The 17,292-nt window shown below is 63.7% G+C and carries 18 protein-coding genes; 1 reads left to right on the top strand and 17 read right to left on the bottom strand.

Annotated features, from left to right (window positions below; genetic code table 11):
- Positions 1–33 precede the first annotated feature (33 nt).
- Positions 34–1,053, top strand: a complete 1,020-nt coding sequence (locus AX735_RS03020; RefSeq protein ID WP_202189491.1) for an alpha/beta hydrolase — start codon at positions 34–36, stop codon at positions 1,051–1,053.
- On the opposite strand, the gene AX735_RS03015 is transcribed toward AX735_RS03020, so the two are convergent.
- The 17 genes from AX735_RS03015 to AX735_RS02935 form a co-directional block, all read right to left on the bottom strand.
- Positions 1,050–2,174: an ATP phosphoribosyltransferase regulatory subunit gene (locus AX735_RS03015; protein WP_066275315.1), complete on the bottom strand. Its 1,125-nt coding sequence runs from the start codon at positions 2,172–2,174 to the stop codon at positions 1,050–1,052. The genes AX735_RS03020 and AX735_RS03015 overlap by 4 nt on opposite strands.
- Before the next feature lie 70 nt (positions 2,175–2,244).
- Complete coding sequence (locus AX735_RS03010) at positions 2,245–2,751, bottom strand: hemerythrin domain-containing protein (protein ID WP_137775377.1); 507 nt, start codon at positions 2,749–2,751, stop codon at positions 2,245–2,247.
- Between the two features lie 133 nt (positions 2,752–2,884).
- Positions 2,885–3,094, bottom strand: a complete 210-nt coding sequence (locus AX735_RS03005) for a cold-shock protein (protein ID WP_031317999.1) — start codon at positions 3,092–3,094, stop codon at positions 2,885–2,887.
- 160 nt (positions 3,095–3,254) lie between these two features.
- The gene (locus AX735_RS24855) at positions 3,255–3,422 is read right to left on the bottom strand and encodes a hypothetical protein (RefSeq protein WP_156447402.1); all 168 of its coding nucleotides are present in this window, start codon (positions 3,420–3,422) and stop codon (positions 3,255–3,257) included.
- Between the two features lie 169 nt (positions 3,423–3,591).
- The gene (locus tag AX735_RS02995; protein ID WP_066275301.1) at positions 3,592–3,870 is read right to left on the bottom strand and encodes a DUF1467 family protein; all 279 of its coding nucleotides are present in this window, start codon (positions 3,868–3,870) and stop codon (positions 3,592–3,594) included.
- 35 nt (positions 3,871–3,905) lie between these two features.
- Entirely contained in the window at positions 3,906–5,576 is a 1,671-nt protein-coding gene (locus AX735_RS02990; RefSeq protein WP_066275297.1) for a ribonuclease J, read from the bottom strand.
- Between the two features lie 4 nt (positions 5,577–5,580).
- The gene (locus tag AX735_RS02985) at positions 5,581–6,357 is read right to left on the bottom strand and encodes a type III pantothenate kinase (protein ID WP_060979682.1); all 777 of its coding nucleotides are present in this window, start codon (positions 6,355–6,357) and stop codon (positions 5,581–5,583) included.
- A 31-nt stretch (positions 6,358–6,388) separates the two neighbouring features.
- Entirely contained in the window at positions 6,389–7,099 is a 711-nt protein-coding gene (locus AX735_RS02980; RefSeq protein WP_082750892.1) for a biotin--[acetyl-CoA-carboxylase] ligase, read from the bottom strand.
- On the bottom strand, positions 7,096–8,559 hold the full coding sequence (gene nuoN, locus AX735_RS02975; RefSeq protein ID WP_066275292.1) for an NADH-quinone oxidoreductase subunit NuoN: 1,464 nt from the start codon (positions 8,557–8,559) through the stop codon (positions 7,096–7,098). Before nuoN ends, AX735_RS02980 begins: the two co-directional genes overlap by 4 nt.
- Positions 8,559–10,100, bottom strand: coding sequence for an NADH-quinone oxidoreductase subunit M (locus AX735_RS02970; protein ID WP_066275289.1), 1,542 nt, complete (start codon positions 10,098–10,100; stop codon positions 8,559–8,561). Before AX735_RS02970 ends, nuoN begins: the two co-directional genes overlap by 1 nt.
- A gap of 1 nt (position 10,101) precedes the next feature.
- Positions 10,102–12,099: an NADH-quinone oxidoreductase subunit L gene (gene nuoL, locus AX735_RS02965; protein ID WP_066275286.1), complete on the bottom strand. Its 1,998-nt coding sequence runs from the start codon at positions 12,097–12,099 to the stop codon at positions 10,102–10,104.
- Between the two features lie 5 nt (positions 12,100–12,104).
- Positions 12,105–12,410, bottom strand: a complete 306-nt coding sequence (nuoK, locus tag AX735_RS02960) for an NADH-quinone oxidoreductase subunit NuoK (protein ID WP_017671024.1) — start codon at positions 12,408–12,410, stop codon at positions 12,105–12,107.
- Positions 12,407–13,021, bottom strand: coding sequence for an NADH-quinone oxidoreductase subunit J (locus tag AX735_RS02955; RefSeq protein WP_066275284.1), 615 nt, complete (start codon positions 13,019–13,021; stop codon positions 12,407–12,409). The genes nuoK and AX735_RS02955 overlap by 4 nt, the downstream gene beginning before the upstream one ends.
- A gap of 108 nt (positions 13,022–13,129) precedes the next feature.
- Complete coding sequence (gene nuoI, locus AX735_RS02950; RefSeq protein WP_066275282.1) at positions 13,130–13,609, bottom strand: NADH-quinone oxidoreductase subunit NuoI; 480 nt, start codon at positions 13,607–13,609, stop codon at positions 13,130–13,132.
- A gap of 5 nt (positions 13,610–13,614) precedes the next feature.
- A complete protein-coding gene (gene nuoH / locus AX735_RS02945; RefSeq protein WP_066275279.1) occupies positions 13,615–14,658 on the bottom strand; it encodes an NADH-quinone oxidoreductase subunit NuoH in 1,044 nt (347 codons plus the stop codon).
- A complete protein-coding gene (gene nuoG / locus AX735_RS02940; RefSeq protein ID WP_066275276.1) occupies positions 14,655–16,673 on the bottom strand; it encodes an NADH-quinone oxidoreductase subunit NuoG in 2,019 nt (672 codons plus the stop codon). The genes nuoH and nuoG overlap by 4 nt, the downstream gene beginning before the upstream one ends.
- On the bottom strand, positions 16,666–17,268 hold the full coding sequence (locus AX735_RS02935) for a hypothetical protein (RefSeq protein ID WP_137775376.1): 603 nt from the start codon (positions 17,266–17,268) through the stop codon (positions 16,666–16,668). Before AX735_RS02935 ends, nuoG begins: the two co-directional genes overlap by 8 nt.
- Positions 17,269–17,292: the final 24 nt, after the last annotated feature.

Here is a 17,292-nt window from a genome sequence, read left to right as displayed (position 1 = left end):
AATTGCCCGCCAGCAAGGGTTGGAGGACGACACATGCTGAAGAAAGGACTTGTCATTCTGGGCGCGGGTCTGCTGATCGCGCCGGTGCTGGCGCAACAGGCGCGCGAAGGAGGACGGATGCTGTCGCGCGAATGCCGACGCGAAGTGGTCCAGCTGTGCGGTTTCAACCGCGGCGAGATGCGCGAGTGCCTGCGCGAGAAGAAGGACCAGCTGTCGCAGCCGTGCAAGGGCGAGATGATGCAGGCGATGGCGAGGCGCATGCAGCAGAGCGACACCAGCACCGAAACGACCGCCCGCGCCCGTACCATCGCCTATGGCAGCAACGGAGCGCAGAAGCTGGACCTGTACCTGCCCGAATCCGCGCGCCCCGCCCGGGGCTATCCCATCGCCGTCTTCGTCCATGGCGGCGGGTGGAGCAAGGGCAGCAAGGACATGGTCCAGCAGAAGCCCGATTTCTTCAACGCGCAAGGCTGGGCCTTTGCCTCGGTCGGCTATCGGCTGCTGCCCGAAGCGCCGGTCGAGCAGCAGGCGGCCGATGTGGCCGCTGCGGTTGCCCGGTTGAAGCGCGACGCCGCGACGCTGGGCATCGACGCCAGCCGGATCGTCCTGATGGGCCATAGCGCCGGAGCGCACCTTTCCGCGCTGGTCGGCACCGATCCGCAATGGCTGGGATCGAACATGACCGACCTGGCCGGCGTCATCCTGCTCGACGGAGCCGCCTATGACGTCGCCGAACAGATGCGCCAGGGAAGCTTCATGACCAAGCGGACCTATGAGCCCGCCTTCGGCACCGAACCGGCACGGCAGGCCAGGCTGTCGCCGACGCTCCACGCCGCCGCCCCGAATGCACCGCGCTGGCTGATCCTCTACGTTTCGAGGCGGGCCGACGCCACCGCCCAATCCAATGCGCTCGGCCGAGCGCTGCAACAGGCCGGCGCGAAGGTACAGCTCGAGGGTGTGGACGGGGAATCGCACATGACGATCAACCGCGAACTCGGCGTACCGGACAATCCCCAGACCCGTTCGGTCGAGGCGTTCCTGAAATCCCTCTAGATCGCGACGGTGTCCTGACCCATCAGGCGGTGCGTGCAGCCCAGCGCAGCGGCATCGTCCTCGGCCGTGATCGCGGCAACCGTCCGCCAGCCGATCGCGCGCAGACGCGCCGCCGTGCCGCGATCATGACCAAGCGGCAGGAACAGCTTGCCTGCGCCTGCGGCTTCGCCCGCACCGCCCAGATCGAGCAGCGCGTCGGGATAGAGCGAGAAGCCGGTCGCGACCTCCTCGCCGCCCTTGCCGTTCGGGATGGCATAGGTGCCGCCGCGACCCAGCGCGCCGGGGCAGCCGTCGGCATAGAGCGAAAAGCCGAACCAGCTCTGATATTCGAAGCCGTGGCGCTCGGTCGGGTCGAGCGTGACGGTCACCGTGTCGGGCAAGGCGGCCACGATCTCGCGCAGCGCGCGAATGCGGCTGGCCAGCGCGCCGCCGGCATCGATCGCCGCCAGTGCGTCGATCGCGGCCTCGAACGGCCCCATCGCGTAGAGCAGCGGCAGATAGGCGTCTGCGCCCAGCGCGGTCAGGCCGCCGGCATCCTTCATGTCGAGTTCGCGCCGGACCGCTCCGATCATGCCCGGCGGCAAGGGAAACGCACTGCTGGCGAGCGTATCGACCAGATCGGGCAAGGTCAGGTCGACGGTGATGCCGGTGGCACCCGCCTGGACCAGCGCCTCGATCGCGATCCGCACCACCTCCTGCGCGGCGGCGATATTGTCATGCCCGATCAGCTCCGCGCCAATCTGCAACCGCTCGCGTTCAGGCGCGAGCTGGTCGGACGCGATCCGCAGCACCTGTCCTGCATAGCTCAGCCGCAGCGGACGCGGTGCCGACGCCATCAGCGTCGTCGCGACGCGCCCCACCTGCACGGTAATGTCCGAGCGGATGGCGAGCGTGCGCATCGAGGAGGGATCGACCATGCGGAAAAGATGCTGACGCCCCGTGCCCTGCATCCGCGTGGCGAGCGAGCGCTCATATTCCACCAGCGGCGGCGACACCCGGTCATAGCCGTGCGCGGCGAAAACCTGCATCGCGTTGCGGGTCAGCCAGGCAGCCTGTTCGGCGCGCGGGGGGAGCAGATCGGCGAGACCTGCGGGAAGGATATCGGGATTCGCTTCAGACATGCGGCTGCGCTTAGACGATAAGCGGCGCGGGGAAAACCGTGCAGCGGCGGTTGGGATCAGACAGCCAGGATCAGGCGGCGTTGATGCCCGCCGTGTTGACCATCGCATCCTTGATGGCAAACGCATCGCGCGCCCAGTTGGTGCTGTGCGGCACCTTCGTGCTGGCATCGATCGTCGCGTCCTCGATCAACGGGAACAGTTCGGTCTCTTCGCGGTCGACGCGAGCGAACATGATCAGGACGCGTTGCTTGGCCTTGTGCCGGTAACCATGCCAGTCGGCGGCAATACGCTCCTGCGTCCAGTATTTGCCCTGTTCGACATAGTCGCCGAATAGCGAGGACAATTCCTGTTGAAAGCACTCGCCCTTCGCACGGACATCGGGCCGCGGATCGCTGAGAAGCTTGGCATAGAGATAGCGGTCTTCGAGCGCGAGATGCTGCATGACATGGCTGCTGAGCCGCCAGCGTCTCTCCGCAAGTTCCTGCGGGTCGGGCATTTCAGGAAGGTCGAGCAGGGCGATCAGACTTTCGCCCATCTGCCGCAATACGGCGTGATCTTGCAAAAACTTGTCGAGCATGCAGGCAGCCCCTTCCGGATGAGCCACCATAGCACCGACACATTAAGTCAGTGTAAACGTTTGCGGATGGGGTCCGCAGAGTCCCGTGGGCCTGCGAAGCGGCATAGCCGCCCCGCAGGCTGCACGCAGACGATCAGGCTGCCGAGGACAGGCGGACAGCCGCCATCTTGCCACGACGGTCCTGTTCCAGCTCGAAGTTCACGCGCTGGTCGCGATCGAGCGTGTGCATGCCCGACGCTTCGACCGCGCTGATGTGCACGAACGCGTCGTTACCGCCGTCATCGGGCTGGATGAAGCCATAGCCCTTGTCGGCGTTGAAAAACTTTACGGTGCCAATAGGCATAGTCATTTCCTTAAGAGTAGAACGCAGCAGGCCACGAATGTTGTGGACAATCCTTGCCGCGCGGTTGGAGCCGGAAGTTCGATTGCGACCCCTGCAACGCCCGGCTCCGGCCATTGCGAGGGAAGAAGAGCGCGCCCATGAAGGACACGCTCCGATGGCGTCAGCAGGGCAGGAAGCTGCCGGGCTGAGGGTAAGCGTGGACGTGCAATTGCGCACGATGATGCCGCACATGCCCGCGCTGCGTCTCGCGCTCGCCGCCGGTAGGGGCGTAAAGCGCGCGCAGCTGCGCGATGTGGAGATTCTGGAAGAGCTGATTGATGTCGGGCAAGGCTGTCGCTCAATTTGCTGTACAAGCAAGAGCGTGGAGCAGCGATGCCGCAGGTCTCTCAGTCGCGCGTAGGCTTGGGATCAGGATCGCGCGATGACGATCCTATAACAGCAAATGCTGCAAAAGTCGCATGGCAATTGCAGAAATCGTGCATTGTGCGACGAATGACCTATTCTGCACCTGGGGGCTTGCCAAAGATGTTCACATCGTCCGGGCCGATCCAGCCATTCATGTAATTGGCATAGAACAGCCCGAAGGCGGCTGCGGAGATCACGGTGGTGATCGCCATGACCTTGAGCGGCTTGAAATTGGCCGGCGCACTGTCCGCCTGGCCGCGCACTTTCTCAACACCCATCTCGTCTGCGGTGCGCACGCCGAAAGGCATTACCACAAAGGCCGTGATGACCCAGAACAACAGATAGATGGCAAGAATGCTCGTCCAACTCATGTCGAAATGCCCCTGATCACCGCTCTCAAAATGGGTCAGCCCGCCTCGATCATCAAGACCGTGACTACGGGCTTCTTGCCTGTCCAGCGGGTCGCCGCACGGCGCACGGCAAGACGGATCGCCTCCTGCACGTCATCGCTGGTCTGAGGTCCCCGCCCTTTGCCCTTGCCCTTGGGCGACGGCTTTTCAATCGCTTCGCGCACGTCTTCCACCGCCTCGGCAATGAACGCGTCGAGATCATCCTCGACAGGCAGACCCAACGGACGCAGCACCGGATCGCCGACGAGACGACCCTTGCCGTTGAGCGCAACCGCGACACTGACCTGCCCGTTCAGCGCCAGCTTGCGCCGCTCACCCATGGTCAGGCCATCGGCGGGCAGGATGACATCGCCGTCGAGCACCAGCCGTCCGGCACGCTCGTGCCCGATCACGCCCGGTTCGCCCGGCGCGAGGCGGACGAGATCGCCGTTCTTCTGGACGACGGCATGCGGAATGCCGAGCTCGAGCCCAAGCCGCGCCTGTTCGGCCATGTGGCGCATTTCGCCATGCACCGGCACCAGCACCTTCGGACGGATCCAGCGGTACATCTCTTCGAGCTCGGGACGTCCGGGATGGCCCGAGACATGGATATCGGCCTGGCGATCAGTGATCATCTGGATGCCGTCCGCCGCGAGCCGGTTCTGGATGCGGCCGATGGCGATCTCGTTGCCCGGAATGACCTTGGACGAGAAGAGCACGGTGTCACCCTCTTCCAGCTTGATCTGGTGATTGCCCTCGGCAACGCGCGCCAACGCGGCACGCGGCTCGCCCTGCCCGCCGGTAGCGACGATCAGTATCTCGCGCCGCGGCAGGCCCATGGCGGTGTCGAAATCGACCAGTTCGGGCAGGTCGAGCAGATAGCCGTTCGCCTTGGCGACGGCGATGATCCTGTCGAGCGAGCGCCCGGCGACGCACAGCTGACGGTTGGTCGCACGCGCAACCTCGCCCAGCGTGTGCAGCCGCGCGACGTTCGAGGCGAAGGTTGTAATCAGCGCCCGGCCCTTGAGCGGCTTGACCGCAGCGATCAGCGCATCGCGCACCTCGCCTTCGGAGCCCGAGCTTTCGGGATTGAACACATTGGTCGAATCGCAGACGAGTGCGAGCACGCCTTCGTCGCCCAGCTTCGTCAGCGCCTCCGGCGTCGAGGGCACGCCGATCAGCGGCTCGTCGTCAAGCTTCCAGTCGCCGGTATGGAAGACGCGGCCATAAGGCGTGTCGATCAGCAGCGCATTGCCTTCGGCGATCGAGTGCGCAAGCGGCAGATAGCGGAAGCCGAAGGGGCCAAGCTGCAGGCTGCCGTCATTCTCGACGACATTGAGCGTGACGTCGTTGACCAGTCCCTGCTCTTCCAGCTTGCGGCGGATCAGATCGGCGGTGAACGGCGTGGCGAAAAGCGGCACGCCCAGGTCTGCCGCCAGATAGGGCAGCGCACCGATATGGTCCTCATGCCCATGCGTCAGCACGATGCCCAGCAGGTCCTCGGCGCGCTCCTCGATGAACTCGAGATCGGGAAATACGAGTTCGACACCCGGATAGGCGGGATCGCTGAATGTCATGCCCAGATCGACCATGACCCATTTGCCATCACAGCCATAGAGATTGGCATTCATGCCGATCTCGCCCGACCCGCCAAGGGCCAGGAACAACAATTCTTTACCGGGTGTCATCTAGTCAAAAAGCCCTTTCGGCGATCATGGCCAGCCCCTGAAGCGTCAGGTCCGGTTCGACCGCATCAAATATCGTCGTGTGCCGATCGAACAGCACTGCCAGCCCGCCGGTGGCGATCACCTTGGCGGGGCGGCCGATTTCCGCGCGCATCCGGGCCACCAGCCCTTCCATCATCGCGACATAGCCCCAGAAGACGCCGATCTGCATCTGGTCTTCGGTATTGCGTCCGATCACCGATCCGTCGGTATCCGGTATCTCGATGGCGATGCGCGGCAGCTTGGCCGCTGCGCTGACCAAGGCGTCGAGCGACAGGTTGATGCCTGGCGCGATGATGCCGCCCTTGTAAGCACCGGTATAGTCCACGACGTCATAGGTGGTTGCGGTGCCAAAGTCGATGACGATCAGATCACCGGGGTGCAATGCGTGCGCGGCGATGGTGTTGACCGCCCTGTCCGCCCCCAGCGAGCGCGGTTCGTCGACATCGATCTGGATCCGCCAGTCCGCCGGCTCCACCCCCGCGACCAGCGGCTCGACATCAAAATACTTGCGCGAGAGCATCTGCAGATTGTGCAGCGCGCGCGGCACCACCGTCGAGATGATGACATTCGCGATGTCCTGCCGGACAAAGCCCTCGATCGCGAGCAGCTGGTTGAGCCAGACAGCGTATTCGTCCGCCGTCCGCCTGGGGTCGGTCGAAATCCGCCAGCGCGCCTTGATCGTACGGCCGTTGAACAGGGCGAACACGGCATTGGTGTTGCCGACATCAATCGCAAGCAGCATTTCGCACACCCCTCGTTAGAAACCCACGGTATCAACCGACAAGATCGACATCTCCAGCGCTGATCGTCTCCGATCGACCGTCGGCCAGGCGCAGTCGCAATGCGCCATCGGCAGCCAGGCCATCGAAAACCCCTTCCAGGCGGTCGCCAGGTCCGCGCTGGACCGCCATCGCCTCGCCGGGCTTATGCGCGGCGGCGCACCAGACATCAAGCAGCGTTGCAGACGACACCGAACGCCATTGCGCGAGCCTGGTGGCGAACCGATCGGCGAGCAGCTCGATGACTGCCGCCGCATCGATCTGCGCCAGGGCTCCAAGATCGCGCAGACACGTGACCTTGCGTCCGGGCACATCCGGGGCAAGCGCGACATTCATGCCGATCCCGACCACGACCGCATCGCCGCGCCGTTCGAGCAGGATGCCCGCGAGCTTTGCGCCATCGACATGCACGTCATTGGGCCATTTTAGTCGTGCACCACAATCGGGCAGGATCTGGAGCACGGTATCATGCACCGCGAGCGCGGTGACGAAGGCGAGCAGATGCGCCGGCGGATCGTTGAGGCGAAGCCGCACGAGCGTGCTGCAGTACAGGTTGCCGATCGGGCTCAGCCATTGCCGGCCCAACCGTCCCCTGCCCCCGTCCTGTTGCTCGGCACGCAGCCAAAGGCCTTCGGGCGCGCCCGTATCGGCGCGCACCATCATATCGGCATTGGTGGAGCCGGTCAGCGCGACCGTTTCGATCACGCTGCCCAGAACAGTGCCTTGGCAGCACCAGCCGTGACCGGGCTGAGCGCCAGCGTGGCGAAATAGCCGAGCGGCGAGACGAAGAGCGCGGTCAGCGTCACCAGCGCCATGCGCGCGGTGGAATCGCTCGGCGCGATGACGTCGGCGGGTTCGTCAAAATACATGACCTTGACGACCTTGAGATAATAGAACGCGCCGATCACCGAAGCGGCGATACCGATAGCGGCGAGCGGGATCAGGCCGGCGGCGACCGCAGCATCGAACACCACGAACTTGCCCCAGAAGCCGAACAGCGGCGGAATGCCCGCGAGGCTGAACATGAACACGGCGAGTGCAGCGGCCAGACCCGGACGCGTCTTCGACAGGCCTGCCAGCTTGGCAATCTCTTCCACCGGGCGGCCTTCGCGATCGTTCAGGTCGAGCACGCAGATGAAGCTGCCCAGCGTCATCGCGACATAGATGATGAGATAGGTCATCATCGCCGACGCGCCGGCTTCGGTTCCGGTGGCGAGGCCGATCAGGATGAAGCCGACATTGTTGATCGACGAATAGGCGAGCAGGCGCTTGATGTTGGTCTGCCCGATCGCCGCGACACCGCCAAGGATGATCGAGGCGAGCGCGACGAAGATCACGATCTGCTGCCACACCGCCTGCTGGCCGCCGAATGCCTCGATCGCGACGCGCATGGTCAGCGCCATCGCGGCGACCTTGGGTGCGGTGGCGAAGAAGGTGGTCACCGGGGTCGGCGCGCCTTCATAGACGTCGGGGGTCCACATGTGGAACGGCACCGCGCTGATCTTGAACGCCAAGCCCGAGAGCACGAAGACGATCCCGAACAGCGCGCCGGTCGATACGCCATCGGCAAAGGCGGTCTGGATGCCGATGAAGCTGGTGGTGCCGGTAAAGCCGTAGAGCAGCGACATGCCGAACAGCAGGATGCCGCTCGCCAGTGCGCCAAGCACGAAATACTTGAGCCCCGCCTCAGCCGAGCGATCGTCGCTGCGCAGGAAGCTCGCCAGCACATAGGCGGCAAGGCTCTGCATCTCGAGGCCGACATAGAGCGTCAGCAGATCGACCGCCGAGACCATCAGCCCCATGCCGATCGACGCGAACAGGATGAGGATCGGATATTCAGGGCGCATCAGATTGCCGCGCGCGAAGAACTTGGGCGCGACGATGATGCAGCCGATCGCGGAGAGGAACACCAGGATCTTCGACAGCGAGGCGAAGCGGTCCATGCGATACTGGCCGTAAAATGCGTCGGCGCCTTCAGCAAACGACGGGTTCAGCAGGAAGTTGAACGACAGCGCCAGCGCGCCGAACAGCGCGACGACGGTCAGCACACTGACCAGACGCGACGACTGCACGCCGCCCCAGGCCGCGATCAGCAGCAGGACGAGACTGGAAAGGCTGAGGACGATTTCCGGCGAGGCCAGCTGGAACCAGAGTTCGTAATTCATCAGTGATGGCCTTCTTCAGCATGGGCGGCGGGCATCAGCGCAGGCGCCTTGCCCATCTTCACCTGCGCGTCACCCGCAGGCTTGACCGAGGCGAGCCGCGCTTCGAGCGCGCCCACGTCCTTGCGCATCGGCGCCATGAAACTTTCGGGGTACACGCCCATCCACAGCACGACGAGCGCGATGGGGAGGAGCAGCGCGATCTCGCGCTTGTTAAGGTCGGGCATGGCGGCAACGTCATCCGACTTGATCACACCATAGGCCACGCGGCGGTAAAGATAGAGCATGTAAGCCGCGCCCAGGATGATGCCGGTAGTGCAGACGATCGCAGCCCAGCTCGACACTTCATAGACGCCGACCAGCGAGAGGAACTCGCCAACGAAGCCGCTGGTGCCCGGCAGGCCGATCGAGGCCATGGTGAACAGCAGGAACAGCAGCGCATAGCGCGGCATGTTGATCGAAAGGCCGCCGTACCGGTCGATCTCGCGGGTGTGCAGACGGTCGTAGATCACGCCGACGCACAGGAACAGCGCGCCCGAGACCAGACCGTGGCTCAGCATCACCACCAGCGCGCCTTCCAGGCCCTGGCGATTGAACGCGAACAGGCCCACGGTGACGATCGCCATGTGCGCAACCGACGAATAGGCGATCAGCTTCTTCATGTCGCTCTGCACAAGCGCGATCAGCGAGGTATAGACGACCGCGACCATCGACAGCGCGAGCACAAGCCACATGTAATCGACCGAGGCTTCCGGGAACATCGGCAGCGAGAAGCGGATGAAGCCATAGCCGCCCATCTTGAGCAGTACGCCGGCAAGGATCACCGAACCGGCGGTCGGTGCCTGCACGTGCGCATCGGGCAGCCACGTGTGAACCGGCCACATTGGCATCTTGACCGCAAAGCTGGCGAAGAAGGCGAGCCAGAGCCACGCCTGCGCCTCAACCGGGAAGTCATAGGCCATCAGCGTCGGAATGTCGGACGTTCCCGCCTCGTTCACCATCCAGAACATCGCGATCAGCATCAGCACCGATCCGAGCAGGGTGAAGAGAAAGAACTTGTAGCTGGCGTATATGCGGTTCGCACCGCCCCAGATGCCGATGATCAGGTACATCGGAATCAGGCCGGCCTCGAAGAAGATGTAGAACAGGAAGATGTCCTGCGCGGCGAAGACGCCGATCATCAGCACTTCCATCAGCAGGAACGCGGCCATGTATTCGCCGACGCGCGTCTCGATCGCTTCCCAGCTCGCGCCGATGCAGATCGGCATCAGGAAGACCGAGAGCATGATGAGCATGAGGGCGATGCCGTCGATGCCCAGCGCCCAGCTGAAGCGGTCGAACAAAGCCGCTTTCTCGACGAACTGCCACTGCGCGCCGCCGATATCGAAATTCATCCACAGCACGATGCCCAGCGCCAGATCGACCAGCGTCGCGAGCAGCGCGATCCAGCGCGCGGCATTGGCGCTGACGAACAGGCACGCAACAGCCGCCGCCATCGGCACGGCGAGCATCAGCGACAGGATAGGAAAGCCCAGTTCGTTCATGTCAGCGCACCATCAGCCAGGTCAGCGCGGCCACAAGGCCCATCAGCATCACCAGCGCATAACTGTAGAGAAAACCCGATTGCAGCTTCATCGCCACGCGGCTGCCCGACGAGACCAGAACCGCCGCCCCATCGGGACCGAAGCGGTTGATCGTGCCCTCGTCGCCGACCTTCCAGAAGAAGCGGCCCAGCGCGAAGCTCGGCTTGACGAAGATGTGGTTGTACAATTCGTCGAAATACCACTTGTTGAGGAAGAACCGGTAGAGCGGTGACAGCGCACTGGCGAGCTTGGCCGGAAGGCTGTTGTTCACCAGATACATCAGGATCGCGGTAACCAGGCCGATCAGCATCGCAACGGTCGAGGCGAGCTTCACCCAGAGCGGAACCTCGTGCATCTCGTGCATCAGGTGCGCGTTGAAGAACAGGCTGCCGTTCCAGAACGCTGCGCCGTGCTCGGCATCGATGAACGCATGGTGGAAGACGAAACCTGCGGCTACGGCGCCCACGGTCAGCACGCCCAGCGGGATCAGCATTGGCAGCGGGCTTTCATGCGGATGATAGCCGCCCGTGGTGTCCGCGCCGGCCTGCGCCGGGGTCTTGTGGACACTGTGCTGGATATGCTCGGATTCGATCCAGCGCGGCGTTCCGAAGAAGGTGAGGAAGATCAGGCGCCAGCTGTAAAAGCTGGTCAGCAGCGCCGCGAACACCCCGATAGTGAAGGCGAACTGGCCAACCTGGGTCCCGCTTGCGAACGCAGCCTCGATGATGCCGTCCTTCGAATAAAAACCGGCAAAGCCTGCGACGCCCACGATACCGACGCCGGTGATCGCCAGCGTGCCCGCCATCATCGCCCAGAAGGTGAGCGGGATATGCTTACGCAGGCCGCCATAATAGCGCATGTCCTGCTCGTGGTGCATCGCATGGATAACCGAGCCAGCGCCGAGGAATAGCAGCGCCTTGAAGAAGGCGTGCGTGAACAGGTGGAACATCGCCGCACCATAGGCACCGACGCCCGCTGCGAAGAACATGTAGCCGAGCTGCGAGCAGGTCGAATAAGCGATGACGCGCTTGATATCGGTCTGCACCAGGCCGACCGTCGCGGCGAACAGTGCGGTGCACGCGCCGACGACGGTCACGACGGTGAGCGCGGTCGGGCTCGTTTCGAACATCGGCGACAGGCGGCAGACCATGAATACGCCTGCGGTCACCATGGTCGCGGCATGGATCAGCGCCGAAACCGGGGTCGGGCCTTCCATCGCGTCGGGCAGCCAGGTGTGCAGGCCAAGCTGCGCCGACTTGCCCATCGCGCCGATGAACAGCAGCAGGCACAGGACGGTCATCAGGTCGAAGCGGCCACCGAGGAAGCCGATGGTCGCGCCTTGCATGCCGGGTGCGGCTTCGAGGATCGCGGGGATCGAAACGGTGCCGAACACCAGGAAGGTGCCGAAAATGCCCATCATGAAGCCAAGATCGCCGACGCGGTTGACGACGAACGCCTTGATCGCGGCCGCATTGGCGCTTGGCTTGCGGAACCAGAAGCCGATCAGCAGGTACGAGGCGAGGCCCACGCCTTCCCAGCCGAAGAACATCTGGACGAGATTGTCGGCGGTCACCAGCATCAGCATCGCAAAGGTGAACAGCGAGAGATAGGCGAAGAAGCGCGGCTGATCCGGATCCTCGTCCATATAACCCCAGCTGTAGAGGTGGACGAGCGCCGAGACCGAGGTCACGACGACCAGCATCACCGCGGTCAGCGTGTCGACGCGCAGCGCCCAGTCGAACTGGAGGTCGCCCGAGCGCAGCCAGGACAGCACGGGCACGACATATTCGGTGCTCGACCCGGACAGGAAGCCGAGGAAGATCGGCCAGGACAGGCCGCACGCCACGAACAGGGCGGCGGTTGTCACCAGCTTGGCCGGGACGTTGCCGATGATGCGGTTGCCCAGGCCCGCGATGATCGCTGCCAGAAGCGGCAGGAAGACGATGAGGGTAATGCTCATGTGCCTCAACCCTTCATCTGGTTGATATCGTCAACCGCGATCGTACCGCGGCCACGGAAATAGATGACGAGGATCGCCAGCCCCACTGCCGCTTCGCCTGCGGCGACGGTCAGCACGAACATCGCGAAAACCTGCCCCACCATGTCGCCCAGGAAGACGCTGAACGCGACGAGATTGATGTTCACCGCGAGCAGGATGAGCTCGATCGCCATCAGGATGATGATCACGTTCTTGCGGTTCAGGAAGATGCCCAGCACGCCCATCACGAACAGGATGGAGCTGACCACCAGATAATGCTCGATGCCGATCATAGCTGGACCCCCTGGCCAACCGCAGGCTGGGTATTGCGCGTCGCGTCTTCGGGACGACGACGGACCTGCGAGCCGATATTCTGCGGACGGACGCCGGCGCGCTTGCGGTGCGTCAGCACAATCGCGCCGACCATGGCGACCAGCAGCACGACGCCCGCGCTTTCGAACAGGAAGATGTAGCGGGTGTAGAGCAGTTCACCGACCGCCTGGATGTTGCTGGCACCCATGCGCGCAGGATTGAGCGAATGCTCGCCAAGCGCGATATTGCCCGCCCGGTAAGCCCCGATGCCGAACACCAATTCGGCCAGGAATACGGCGGCGAGCGCGAGGCCGAGCGGCAGGTTCTTCATGAAACCGCCACGCAACTCGGCAAAGTCGATGTCCAGCATCATCACGACGAACAGGAACAGCACCGCGACCGCGCCGACATATACAATGACCAGCAGCATCGCGATGAATTCCGCGCCGATCAGGACCATCAGGCCCGCGGCATTGAAGAACGCAAGGATCAGCCAGAGCACGGAGTGCACCGGGTTACGCGCGAGGATCGTGAACGCACCGCTGGCAATCACCACCGATGCGAACAGATAAAAGGCAAAAATCTGGATCAAAGCTTTACAGCCCCCGATGCGCCCAATCGAGCTGGTCTTGTTTCAGGCCCCTGCCCGCCTCTCCCAGCGGACACACGGAACCGTGCGTGAATCGAATTCGAGTGCGCCTTAACGATAAGGGGCATCGGCTTCAAGGTTGGCGGCAATGGCTCGTTCCCATTTGTCGCCATTCTCAAGAAGCTTGCCCTTGTCGTAGATCAGCTCCTCGCGGGTTTCCGTCGCATATTCGAAGTTCGGCCCCTCGACGATGGCGTCGACCGGGCAGGCTTCCTGGCAGAAACCGCAATAGATGCACTTCGTCATGTCGATATCGTAGCGCGTGGTGCGCCGCGATCCGTCCTCGCGCGGTTCGGCCTCGATCGTGATCGCCTGGGCCGGACACACCGCCTCGCACAGCTTGCACGCGATGCAGCGCTCTTCGCCATTGGGATAGCGACGCAGAGCATGCTCGCCGCGGAAACGCGGGCTCAGCGGGTTCTTCTCGAACGGATAATTGATTGTCGCCTTGGGCTTGAAGAAATACTTCAGCGTCAGCGCATGGGCCTTCACGAACTCATAGAGCGTGAACGCCTTGATCGTCTGCAACATGTCTATCAGACCCCGTATCTCGTCAGCATCAGGTAACCCGACACCAGGAAAATCCACAGCAGCGAAATGGGCAGGAACACCTTCCAGCCCAGCCGCATCAGCTGGTCATAGCGGTACCGAGGAACGGTCGCCTTGATCCAGCTGAAGATGAAGAAAAAGGCGGAGATCTTCAGGATCAGCCAGAAGATGCCCGGCACGGCATAGAGCGGCGCCCAATCCACCGGCGGCAGCCAGCCACCCCAGAACAGCACCGCGTTGAGCGTGCACATCAGCAGCACGTTGGCATATTCGCCCAGCCAGAACAGCGCGAAGGCCATGGACGAATACTCGGTCTGATAGCCCGCGACCAGCTCACTCTCCGCCTCGGTGAGGTCGAACGGCGCGCGCGCGGTTTCCGCGAGCGACGAGATGAGGAACATCACCGCCATCGGGAAGAGCAGAAGGTTGAAACCGTACCAGTTGATGAAGCCCAGCCCATGGCCGCGCTGCGCCTCGACGATCGCGTTGAGGTTGAAGCTGCCAGTCCACAGCACCACGGTCACGATGATGAAGCCGATCGACACCTCGTAAGAGATCATCTGCGCCGACGCACGCAGCGCCGAGAAGAAAGGATATTTGGAGTTGGACGCCCAGCCGGCGATCACGACGCCGTACACGCCGAGCGAGCTCACCGCGAGAATGTAGAGCAGCCCGACATTGATGTCTGCGAGCACCATGTCCTGGTCGAACGGGATCACCGCCCAGCTCAAGAGCGCCACGGTGAAGGTGATGATCGGCGCGAGCAGGAACAGGCCCTTGTTGGCGCTCGAGGGGATGATCGTTTCCTGCAGGAACACCTTGGCCGCATCGGCAAAGCTCTGCAGGATGCCGAAGGGGCCCACGACGTTCGGCCCGCGCCGCAAAGCCATCGCCGCCCAGATCTTGCGGTCGAAATAGATGACGATCGCCACTGACAGCATCACCGGCAGCGCGATCAGCAGGATCAGGATGAGATTGGCAACGAACCAGCCCCAGCCGGTGCCCAATGCGGATTGGAAAAACTCGGTCATTCTGCGGCCTCCAGCATCTCTTCGCCGTGCAGCAGTTCAGCCGAGCAGCGCTGCATCGTCGCCGAGGCGCGCGCGATGGCGTTGGTGAGGTAGAAATCCTTGATCGGATAGCCGACTTCGCCCGACGGGCTGGCGGCGAGCTTGGGCGGCGCCCAGTCATAGCGCGCCAGACCCTCGACACCCAGTGCCGGAACCGCCGCGATCATCGCCGCGCGACACTCGGCAAAGCTGTCGAAGGGCAGCTTGTGACCCAGCACTTCGGACAGCGCGCGCAGGATCGACCAGTCCTCGCGGGCATCGCCCGGCGCGAACACGGCCTTGTCGCTCATCTGCACACGGCCCTCGACATTGACATAGGTGCCGTTCTTTTCGGGGTAAGCCGCAGCGGGCAGGATGACATCCGCTGCCGCCGCGCCCTTGTCGCCATGATGGCCGACGAACACCTTGAAGCTGCCATCGAACTTGGCAAAATCCACCTCGTCCGCTCCCAGCGCGAACAGCAGTTTCGGCTTGGCGGCGACCAGATCGGCCATGCCGCCGGGCTGTGCCCATCCGAGCATCAGCCCACCCATGCGCGATGCCGCCATGTGCAGCACGTTGAAGCCGTTCCACGGACCATCTTCGGTATCGCGAACCAGGTTGAAGCTCTCTGCCAGCGCCAGTGCCGCGCCATGCGCGCCTTCGACCGCCAGCGCGCCACCGCCCAGGATGATCGCGGGCCGCTTGGCGCCCTTCAGCGCATCGGCCACCGCACCGGGCAGCTTCGCCAGCAGGCCCATGTCATTGCCCAGCCATTCAACCTTGTAGGTGAGGTCGATCTCGGCGCCGATGCCGAACACCTTGGCACCGTGCTTGATCGCCTTGCGGATGCGGGTGTTGACCAGCGGCGCTTCCCAGCGCGGGTTGGTGCCGACGAGCAGGATCGCGTCTGCGGTCTCGATGCCGTTCAGCGTCGAGTTGAAATTGACCGCAGCCAGGCTCGACACGTCGTACTTCAGGCCGGTCTGACGACCTTCGATCAGGCTCGAGCCCATCAGGCCAAGCAGTTCGCGCGCGGCAAACATGGTTTCGCAATCGAGCAGATCGCCGGCGACGGCCGCGACGCTCGATCCGGCCTGCACATCGGCAATCGCCTGGAACGCTTCGCCCCAGCTCGCCGGAACCAGCTTGCCGTCGCGGCGGACATAGGGCTTGTCGAGACGGCGGCGCATCAGGCCGTCGACCGCATAGCGGGTCTTGTCGTGCGCCCACTCCTCGTTGACGTCGTCATTGACGCGCGGCAGCACGCGCAGCACTTCCCTGCCCCGGCTGTCGAAGCGGATATTGGTGCCGACCGCGTCCATCACGTCGATGCCGAGCGTCTTCTTCAGCTCCCACGGCCGCGCCTCATAGGCATAGGGCCGCGAGGTCAGCGCACCCACGGGGCACAGATCGATGACATTGCCCGAAAGCTCGGACGAGACCGCCTTTTCCAGATAGCTGGTAATCTGCATGTTCTCGCCACGACCGATAGCCCCGATCTGCTCGGTGCCGGCCACTTCCTCGGCAAAGCGCACGCAGCGGGTGCAGTGGATGCAGCGGGTCATCACCGTCTTGATGATGGGGCCCATGTACTTTTCGGTAACGGCGCGCTTGTTCTCGTCATAGCGCGATCCGCCGCGACCATAGGCCACCGACTGGTCCTGCAGGTCGCACTCGCCGCCCTGATCGCAGATCGGGCAATCGAGCGGATGGTTGATCAGCAGGAATTCCATGACGCCTTCGCGCGCCTTCTTCACCATGTCGGAGTTGGTGCGGACTTCCTGATTGTCCATCGCGGGCAGCGCGCAGCTCGCCTGCGGCTTGGGCGGTCCGGGCTTCACCTCGACCAAGCACATGCGGCAGTTGCCGGCGATGCTGAGCCGCTCATGATAGCAGAAGCGCGGGATTTCCTTGCCCGCGGCCTCACAGGCCTGCAGCACGGTCGCCCCCTGGGGGACTTCGACCTCGATCCCGTCGACGGTAAGCTTAGGCATTCTTGTCTCCACCACCGGACGCGGCCAGCGCCCGGTCGTACAATGCAGAGGCGACGTGATTGCGCACGTCGCGGATGTTGATCTGATAGGCAAGCCCGGTGGGCATGCAGTCCTTGAGCGCGGCAGCGAAGCCCATCATCGCGTCGCGTTCCGCCGCCGAGTCATAATCGGTCGCAATCAGCGCACGCGCCTGCGAAGGCGACCGCGCGGCAAGGCACTGGCCATAGGCGATCACGAACTTCCGCCCGGTGGTTTCGGTGGGGCGGGCGAAATCCTGCACGCCCAGACCATCGGCATATCCCGCCAGTCCGGCATCCGCCTTGAGCACAGCTTCGGCCAAAGCGCCGCGTGCCTCTCCCGTGCGCATGGTGATGAAAGCGCGGCCGCGCGTACAGCTGGCCGTGCCTTCCATCAGACGCTTGGCAACGCTGCGTTCTTCGTCGCTCCCCTGCTCGCTCGCCAGCAGCGCGCGGACGCGCTCGGGCTGCTGCTCCAGCACACAGGCGGCAAATTCGGACACGACCTGTTGCTTGGGCACCAGTGCAGGCTCTGCCGCACCTGCCTGAGCAGGCACGGCAAGCGCTGAGGCTACCATCAGGGAAAAGCCGAGGAGCGGCAT

It is taken from the genome of Blastomonas sp. CCH1-A6 (assembly GCF_001556365.1).
GTDB classification, from domain to species: domain Bacteria; phylum Pseudomonadota; class Alphaproteobacteria; order Sphingomonadales; family Sphingomonadaceae; genus Blastomonas; species Blastomonas ursincola.
Note: the sequence above shows the minus strand (reverse complement) of the source record. Positions and strands in the feature narration are given on the sequence as shown.

Coding starts and splice junctions, on each gene's coding strand:
- AX735_RS03020 (WP_202189491.1), top strand. CDS start 34: ATGCTGAAGAAAGGACTTGTCATTCTGGGCGCGGGTCTGCTGATCGCG.
- AX735_RS03015 (WP_066275315.1), bottom strand. CDS start 2,174: ATGTCTGAAGCGAATCCCGATATCCTTCCCGCAGGTCTCGCCGATCTG.
- AX735_RS03010 (WP_137775377.1), bottom strand. CDS start 2,751: ATGCTCGACAAGTTTTTGCAAGATCACGCCGTATTGCGGCAGATGGGC.
- AX735_RS03005 (WP_031317999.1), bottom strand. CDS start 3,094: ATGCCTATTGGCACCGTAAAGTTTTTCAACGCCGACAAGGGCTATGGC.
- AX735_RS02995 (WP_066275301.1), bottom strand. CDS start 3,870: ATGAGTTGGACGAGCATTCTTGCCATCTATCTGTTGTTCTGGGTCATC.
- AX735_RS02990 (WP_066275297.1), bottom strand. CDS start 5,576: ATGACACCCGGTAAAGAATTGTTGTTCCTGGCCCTTGGCGGGTCGGGC.
- AX735_RS02985 (WP_060979682.1), bottom strand. CDS start 6,357: ATGCTGCTTGCGATTGATGTCGGCAACACCAATGCCGTGTTCGCCCTG.
- nuoN (WP_066275292.1), bottom strand. CDS start 8,559: ATGAATTACGAACTCTGGTTCCAGCTGGCCTCGCCGGAAATCGTCCTC.
- AX735_RS02970 (WP_066275289.1), bottom strand. CDS start 10,100: ATGAACGAACTGGGCTTTCCTATCCTGTCGCTGATGCTCGCCGTGCCG.
- nuoL (WP_066275286.1), bottom strand. CDS start 12,099: ATGAGCATTACCCTCATCGTCTTCCTGCCGCTTCTGGCAGCGATCATC.
- nuoK (WP_017671024.1), bottom strand. CDS start 12,410: ATGATCGGCATCGAGCATTATCTGGTGGTCAGCTCCATCCTGTTCGTG.
- nuoI (WP_066275282.1), bottom strand. CDS start 13,609: ATGTTGCAGACGATCAAGGCGTTCACGCTCTATGAGTTCGTGAAGGCC.
- nuoH (WP_066275279.1), bottom strand. CDS start 14,658: ATGACCGAGTTTTTCCAATCCGCATTGGGCACCGGCTGGGGCTGGTTC.
- nuoG (WP_066275276.1), bottom strand. CDS start 16,673: ATGCCTAAGCTTACCGTCGACGGGATCGAGGTCGAAGTCCCCCAGGGG.
- AX735_RS02935 (WP_137775376.1), bottom strand. CDS start 17,268: ATGGTAGCCTCAGCGCTTGCCGTGCCTGCTCAGGCAGGTGCGGCAGAG.